This window comes from Aquiflexum sp., assembly GCF_041751335.1.
Taxonomy (GTDB): Bacteria; Bacteroidota; Bacteroidia; order Cytophagales; family Cyclobacteriaceae; genus Aquiflexum.
This window is the reverse complement of record NZ_JBGSXS010000422.1, coordinates 1-6,932: the sequence shown is the minus strand read 5'-3', so window position 1 is coordinate 6,932 and position 6,932 is coordinate 1. Positions and strand designations below refer to the sequence as shown.

The following is a 6,932-nucleotide window of genomic DNA, read 5'->3' as shown; positions in this document are numbered from 1 at the left end:
GATTAAGTCATTCCAAATATCATTCAACCCCCAATCATGTTTGAGTTCATTGGTAATTTTCCCATTACCTGGAATAATATGCTTTGAATTAAATCCAGAATCATCCTCATCAGACCTTACAATATTTGATAAAATAGAGGTGATATATTTACTAATGTATCTAGTGTCATTCATTTGCCTTTCTACCATTTGTTCCGGCAACTCGTCCATCAATAACTTTCTTTTCTTAGCAGGATTCTTAGAATAATTTTCTTGAACAAATGATTTAAATGCACCTTCAGAAAAAATTTCAACCTCTTCGCCCATCCCTAAAGAAACTCTTTGCCCATGGAAATTTTTAATGAATTCAAACCCCATCATTTTATCTTTCAACTTGTTTACAGCTGCTTCACAAATGACTTTATTGCTTAAACTATCATCAAAAAACCTTGACTGAGGAATCACATGCTCTATTTCATATGCTGGAGTAAACAGCTTATTTAATGGAATTACTTTTCCTGTATAAGGCGACATATATTTCTGTTCCAGCCACAATTTGTATCTTTGCAAATCTGATTTTGATGGCTGCGCTGTTCTGCTGATTTTCCATATTTCATCTGGAACCTCAATGTTGGATTTTAAAACTCCTTCCTCATAAATTTTTAGTATTTCTTGTTGCATAGGTGAAAATGGCCTTACATTATCAACATTTGGATCATGTAATAGCTCAGCCAACAAAGCCTTAATTCTAAGATTAGTGTTTTCATTTTCTGAAATCAATTTAGAAAGCCTTTCCCTTTCACTGGCAGGATTCTTCATATCCCTACCTAGTTCTATATGTATTTCGTCAAAAAAGTCCTTATTACCTTGCCCATAGTGAACCCATATATCTTTTACAACCCTGAGAGTTTCAACAATCACCTGTTCAACAATTGGATTTCTTAATGAATGTTGTTTGAATTCTTTGATAAAAGATTCTATTTCTTCACTCGAATTCCATTTAGTTATTTCTGAGGCCTCAGAATGCCTACCATAAACCAAGTAATTCACAAACCAGACAGGTAGCCCCTGAAAATCTTCATTAGAAGTAAACTCTTTTGAAAGTTCTCTGATTTTATCTTGAATTTCCGGATCAAACTCGGCGTTAAGGATTTTCTCGATCCTTTCTAATGTCGAAGGTTCAATATTTTTCAAACTCCAGTTAGAGCTAAACCTCATTAAGGGAATTAACTTTTTTATGGCTTTAAGTGAGTAAGCTGCATAATCACTTTTATAGGGTGGTGTTTTCTTAAAATTCTCAACAAAAGACTCTATAACAAGTCCATTTTTTTTTGCAAATGACTTTAAAGCTTTTTCAAATTCAATTTTGTCAGTTACTGAATAAATTATGTGCCATAGGGCTTCTTCAAATTCAGATGTTAAAATCTCGGAATCAAAGTTCTTAACTTTTTCAAGTCTTTTTAGGATTTCATACCTTGTTGGATTGCAAGGATATATTTTTGACTCGCCTTTCTCCATATCATAAACGTAATTCCATTTATAACTAGAAATTTCTGTCTTTAAATCTTTTCCCTTCAATCCTTCTTTAGAAAGAAGAAAAGTCATTAACCCTTTGCAGTCAATTTCTTTCTGGACCATCAAATGATTAAAGAGATCTTCTGTTTGATCAAGGTTACCAAGAAACTTTTCAGTTACATATTTTTCATCCTTTATTCGTATGATTCTAAGATTATTAACCCATTGTAACAATCTAAACTCTTGATATAAAGGATGGGATTTTGAAGCTACCTTCAATGGTGATTTTTTTTCAATTCCATCTTCCTTAAAAACTCTAACTTCTAAAGGGCAATTTGATAATGTTGACTTTTGACTTCTTAATGGTCTTTGGTAAAAAATAATGTCCTCAACCAAAAGGTGAATCATATCCTGATTTTGAAGGAAGTTTTGCTGTGAAAAATTATTTTTATAGAGCTCCCTAATAATATCCGACAAAATTCCGGGCTCACTAAGTTCAGGGTGAAATCGCTTTTGTGATTTCAAAATAGACTTAATTTCTACCTTATAGAATTTTCGTTCGATTGTTCGGATTAAGTCTCCTTTAATTTTTTGTTTTGGGTTGGAAAGCAGACTATCATAGATAAATTCACCAACTGTTTTTTGGGAATCTTTTATTTCTTTTTCAGTTTTTTTCTTTCTGAGTCCCCAATCATCCTCGCTGGGAGCTCGGAAACTTCGCTTTTCATTTCCTTCTTTATCCAACTTTACATTTCCATCTTCATCTAGATCAGTTGTCACAATGAAATCCTTTTTTTTGCCTAACCAATCATCTATTGGGACTTTACTTGATCTTCGGTATACCCATCCATTTTCCAAGGTTAACGAATACCACGTTTCTCCCTTTTTATTCGGGCTTTCATCAGCCGAAATGTCGGTTACTTTCAAAGAATAAAATTCTTCCAACTTATTTGGCTGTTCATCCTCTTCTTCACCTCTTAATTGATAGTATCCTCTTTTTTGATTAAAGTTTAGAATTAACCAAGCCAACTCCGATTTTTCAATTTTTTCAGTAAGTGCCTTTTTCCTTAAAAAATAGATTGTCCAGTCATAAGGTATTTTTTTCCCTCCTTCAACTAAATCTGGTTGATTTAATTTAAATTCTGAAAGCATTTCCTCAAAGGAGTTTTTGAAGATGAACCCTGGTTCGTCGTAAGCTAATTTTGGCTCTGATTCTCCAATAAATTTTCCCAACTTATCCTTAAAATCTATTTGATCAGAAAAATGCTTAGGTAAAAAGTCTAGTATATTTAATACTCTTAATAATCGCTCCCTTCTTAAAAGATGTCTTTCTCTTAGCCTCCTAACACCTCTCAATCTTGTTCTCTCTGCTGTCTGAGATATTGAATTTCCTTTTTCGAATTCTCCCAAGATATCTTGACTCATTGGAATAATTCTTGATCCCATACCTAGAATCTTACCTTGCTTTTGGTCAAAATCTTGTTCAACCAATGCCCACCCAATACTATTTGTCCCCAAATCCAATCCTAAAATCTTTTTCATGTTTTTATAAAAGTTTAATGTAATAAATCTATATTAGTGCCATCAATTTGAAGCAATTCACAATAAGGATTATTCCGTTGTGAAAACATTTAAGAGGGCCCCGATGGATTTATCTGTCGGGGTCGTCTTTTTTTGGTGAATTTTTGAACTCCCAAAATACCCCTAACCTTTTAATAAAAAAATACCTGAAACAGGGTATTTTCAACTACTGACAGACATTGTCCCAAAATCTTTCTATTACCTCCTTTATTCACAAATCTTCCATTCCCCAACTCCCCCAACCTTCCAATCTTCTACTCCCCTATTTTTCAATCTTGAAATCTTCCAATCCCTCCCCACCATTCACACATCTTAATTTTCCAATTCACTTATTTTCCCCTTATATTTAAATCCATGAAATTCATTCCTATTATTACCATGGTTTTTTTGTGGTTTATACAAACCGCAGCTGCCCAAACCCAACCTATTGGCCTGATAGAAACCCCTTAGGGGGAAATTTATATCAGTTTGTTTGATGAAACACCTAGACATAGAGACAGCTTTATTCAGCTTGCAGAGGCAGGTTATTGGGATTCGTTGACATTCAACCGGGTCATACCCAATTTTGTAGACCAAGGTGGGTGTCCGGTTACGGAAGAGGGATTCGATGATCCTGAATATTTGTTGGAACCCGAAATTGTCAGGGGCATTACCCATGTCCATGGTGCCGTGGGCGCAGGAAGGGACAACAACCCTGACAAACTATCCGCAAGGTGTCAGTTTTATATTGTCCAGAACAAAAACGGACTTCACAGATTGGATGGTGACTATACCGTCTTTGGACAGGTGATCAAAGGCATGGATGTAGTCGATAAGATTGTTTTTGAAAAAAGGGATGAAACCGATGAACCACTAATTCCAATAACCCTCAAAGTAAAAACAATTTATACCTTCTGCCCAATGCAAGAATCGGATATGTTTGGAACGAAAGACATTCCGCAAGGCTCTTTTTCCGTTCGGCCATGGTGTATCCTTTATTTCACCAGCTTAATAATTTTGAAACCTTTCTGGATCCTTATACCCTATCCTTTGGCAATCAGGACCTTCAACCCTATATCTACCATCAGGCCAACCTAGAACATACCTGGAATACAGGCAACCTGATGCTGATGAGCGCTTTGTTTTTTGAAAAGAGAAGCAATATGATCAATAGCCTGCACACGCTCAATACTTCAGGTATTATGGAGGTTACTTTTGCCAACCTGGGGGACCTGTACCAAACAGGCTTGCAGTCCAGCGGAGCAGTAAGGCTGAGTAAATCCACTTCCATCAACCACATGGTCAGGTTCTTCCATAGCCATAGTATAGGTAATGACCACACGATTTATCCGAGAAGAAATAAATTAGCATTAGAAACCGGATTTTCGGGAATAATCGCACTGGAAAGAGATGTCAATATCACTCTCCGATTCAGGTACCTTTCTCCGGTCAATGATATCCAATCTGATTTCTTTAGCGGACCACTTTACTTTCTGGCTGCAGAGAAAAAACTGGGGGATAAATGGAAATTAGGATTGACATCTGCCATGCCCTTTGCCCGTCGTTTTACTTATAACGGGTTAGAAACTAAAGGAAATCTATTTCATCAAAGGGCTACCGGGCAGATTCATATGTCCAGATTACCAATATGGCTAACCTTGAGCTACTCATTCCAAAAAGGAAAATCTATTCAAAAGGAACAAAAGAAAGTCTCTAGTGGCCTGCACATCAATAAAAGGGGATTCTGACTTTAAACTATTGGTACTTAAATCCTGATTCCCTTGCTTATCCAAGGAAATCAGGAAGAGGTGCCAACGTGACAGATCCTAACATGTCCCAAATGGTGTCTTCCATGCCAGGCATAAAGGGCAATGGTCTGATCAAGGGGAACGGCTTTCTGTTTTTCTGGGTGAAAAAAAGTCTTTTTCAATTCCTCAGGACTCAAAGATCTTAACAAGACCACCCACCTCTCATGTAGCCCTTCTAGGATCTTGAGGCTGGGTTCGACAGGAAGCTGAAGGTAGTCCGGCATTTCAGCCCATTGTGCCTCATGGTAACCTTTGATGGTGGGATTGTCTTCAGTGAGGGCCAATTTGAACCTGATAAAACTGTTCATATGACTGTCAGCACAGTGATGGACCACTTGCCTGACAGTCCAACCACCTTCCCGGTAAGGAGTATCTAGTTGGGTTTCAGTTAGGTTTTGAACTATATCCCTCAGCAATTGTGGAAAGGATTCAATTTCAGAAATCCATTGCTGAATCAATTCATTGGTAATTTCAGAAGGTAGGGTAAAAGGGCCTATGGGATATTTCATAAAATATGTTTTGTTTGCGATGAAATTACTTAAAATTTTTTAGTTGTCAGGATTGGAAATCAGAATTTTTAATTAAGTTTCGCAAATTTTTAATCCAATTTTCTATGAAAAAATATTTCGATACAATTGTTTTGGTAGTGGCTTTTTTTTCCTGTGAAAAAGTAGAAAAACCATTATTGATAGAAAGAGATTTTAACCTAAATCTAGATACCATTTGAAAACGAAGAACCCAATTGCATCATGGAGAAAACTGTTTCTGATGCTGACTTTTATCTTATCTGTTAATTTAACTCTATACCACAACGTATTTGGACAAAATGGAGATTACATAGTTTTTCAGGATTCCGCTATATTTTACGGGAAGGTACAATTCCCGGGAAATAAAGGAATTTCTTCCATCAATTACAGAGTGGGAAAAAAAGGGAAAATAACTACCTATACCATTGAGGATATCAGTGAATTTTCCGTAGGTGGAGAAAAGTTTTTCCGAAAAAACATCGGTAAAGGAAATACCAAAGATTGGAAATTTCTGGAAAGGATTCCCAACGAAAAAAGCGATATTAACCTTTGGCGGTTAAATGAATCTCCCATTCGCTATTTCATTGAAAAAGACAGTATTATTAAAAAAATAGAAGAAGGTTATCAAGAAATATTGAAAGAATGGTTAAATGACCCAAAAATTGAAATCCTGATTGACCAAACCAAAGTCAATGAATCTGACCTGGTGTACCTTTTGAAAACCGCCAGTGAAATTCAAAAGCCAAGGACATTTACCAAACCAATTGTCTTTACTCCCTATATCGGAGTTGCTTCAATTTGGCATAAATACCTTATTCCATCAACTTTTACCCTAGGGTCCCATCAATCAATTTCTCCAACTTTTGGTTTCAATGCAGAGGGTTTCTTAAACCACAAGAGAAATATTTCTATCAATGGAGGTATACAAACTTTGTATTTCAATTCCCAAGAATTTGTCCGTATCGAATATAGGGGTACCAATTTCGAATCAGATATACATGTGAAATTCAGGGGTTTTCAAATCCCGATATTCAGTAAAATTTATCACGATTATATTCCCAACAAAGCACGATTCTATTCAGAACTTGGGGTATTGCTTTCTTCATTTACTATCCAAAATGCTACTTCCTATGAGGGTGGGATTAAGGATGAAATGGTATTTACCGAAAAAATTCAATTTAGTTTCCCTGACAGGCATTCAGGAATTCTTTTGGGTTTTGGACTTGAACGGTACCTGAAAGGCCATAGAGGTATTGTTTTGGGGGTAAGGGGATCAGTAATAAGACAAGGCTCCGAAAGCGGTCTGACACAAATTCAACTTCATTCCGGATTTAAATTTTAATTCTTTTTTTATGAACAGAGCAAAATACCTCTTTATCGGATTGGTTTTGTTTCTGTCCTGTACAGAAGAAGAACAGATTTCAACAAGGGATTATCCGTTTATCGAAAGTGTTTCAGCACAATCCTCGGAAGGTGGTGGGGCAAGTGTTGAATTTGAAATAACAAAAGCGGGTAAGAATCCAATCACAAATTACGGGGTAGA

At 36.2% G+C, this 6,932-nt stretch carries 5 protein-coding genes and 1 pseudogene; 4 read left to right on the top strand and 2 right to left on the bottom strand.

All coding sequences use genetic code 11. The annotated features are described in order from the left end of the window. Positions 1-3,036, bottom strand: a 3,036-nt coding sequence (gene cas9 / locus ACEW8U_RS22370; protein WP_373524278.1) for a type II CRISPR RNA-guided endonuclease Cas9, incomplete at its 3' end; no start/stop codon positions are given. Positions 3,037-3,453: 417 nt separating this feature from the next. Between cas9 and ACEW8U_RS22365 the strand changes: the two are divergent. Together ACEW8U_RS22365 and ACEW8U_RS22360 are read left to right on the top strand one after the other, a co-directional pair. Beyond that, positions 3,454-3,960 (top strand): annotated as a pseudogene (locus tag ACEW8U_RS22365) (peptidylprolyl isomerase); the annotation flags it as partial. 8 nt (positions 3,961-3,968) lie between these two features. After that, positions 3,969-4,802: an outer membrane beta-barrel protein gene (locus ACEW8U_RS22360; RefSeq protein WP_373524279.1), complete on the top strand. Its 834-nt coding sequence runs from the start codon at positions 3,969-3,971 to the stop codon at positions 4,800-4,802. Between the two features lie 50 nt (positions 4,803-4,852). Here the strand turns inward: ACEW8U_RS22360 and ACEW8U_RS22355 are convergent, their stop codons facing one another. After that, positions 4,853-5,371: a YfiT family bacillithiol transferase gene (locus tag ACEW8U_RS22355; RefSeq protein ID WP_373524277.1), complete on the bottom strand. Its 519-nt coding sequence runs from the start codon at positions 5,369-5,371 to the stop codon at positions 4,853-4,855. 214 nt (positions 5,372-5,585) lie between these two features. Between ACEW8U_RS22355 and ACEW8U_RS22350 the strand changes: the two genes are divergently transcribed. Continuing rightward, positions 5,586-6,731 carry a hypothetical protein gene (locus ACEW8U_RS22350; protein WP_373524276.1) on the top strand — a complete coding sequence of 382 codons (1,146 nt, stop codon included), beginning with the start codon at positions 5,586-5,588 and terminating at the stop codon, positions 6,729-6,731. A 10-nt stretch (positions 6,732-6,741) separates the two neighbouring features. Further along, positions 6,742-6,932, top strand: a 191-nt coding sequence (locus ACEW8U_RS22345; RefSeq protein WP_373524275.1) for a hypothetical protein, incomplete at its 3' end; no start/stop codon positions are given.

Coding starts and splice junctions, on each gene's coding strand:
- ACEW8U_RS22355 (WP_373524277.1), bottom strand. CDS start 5,371: ATGAAATATCCCATAGGCCCTTTTACCCTACCTTCTGAAATTACCAAT.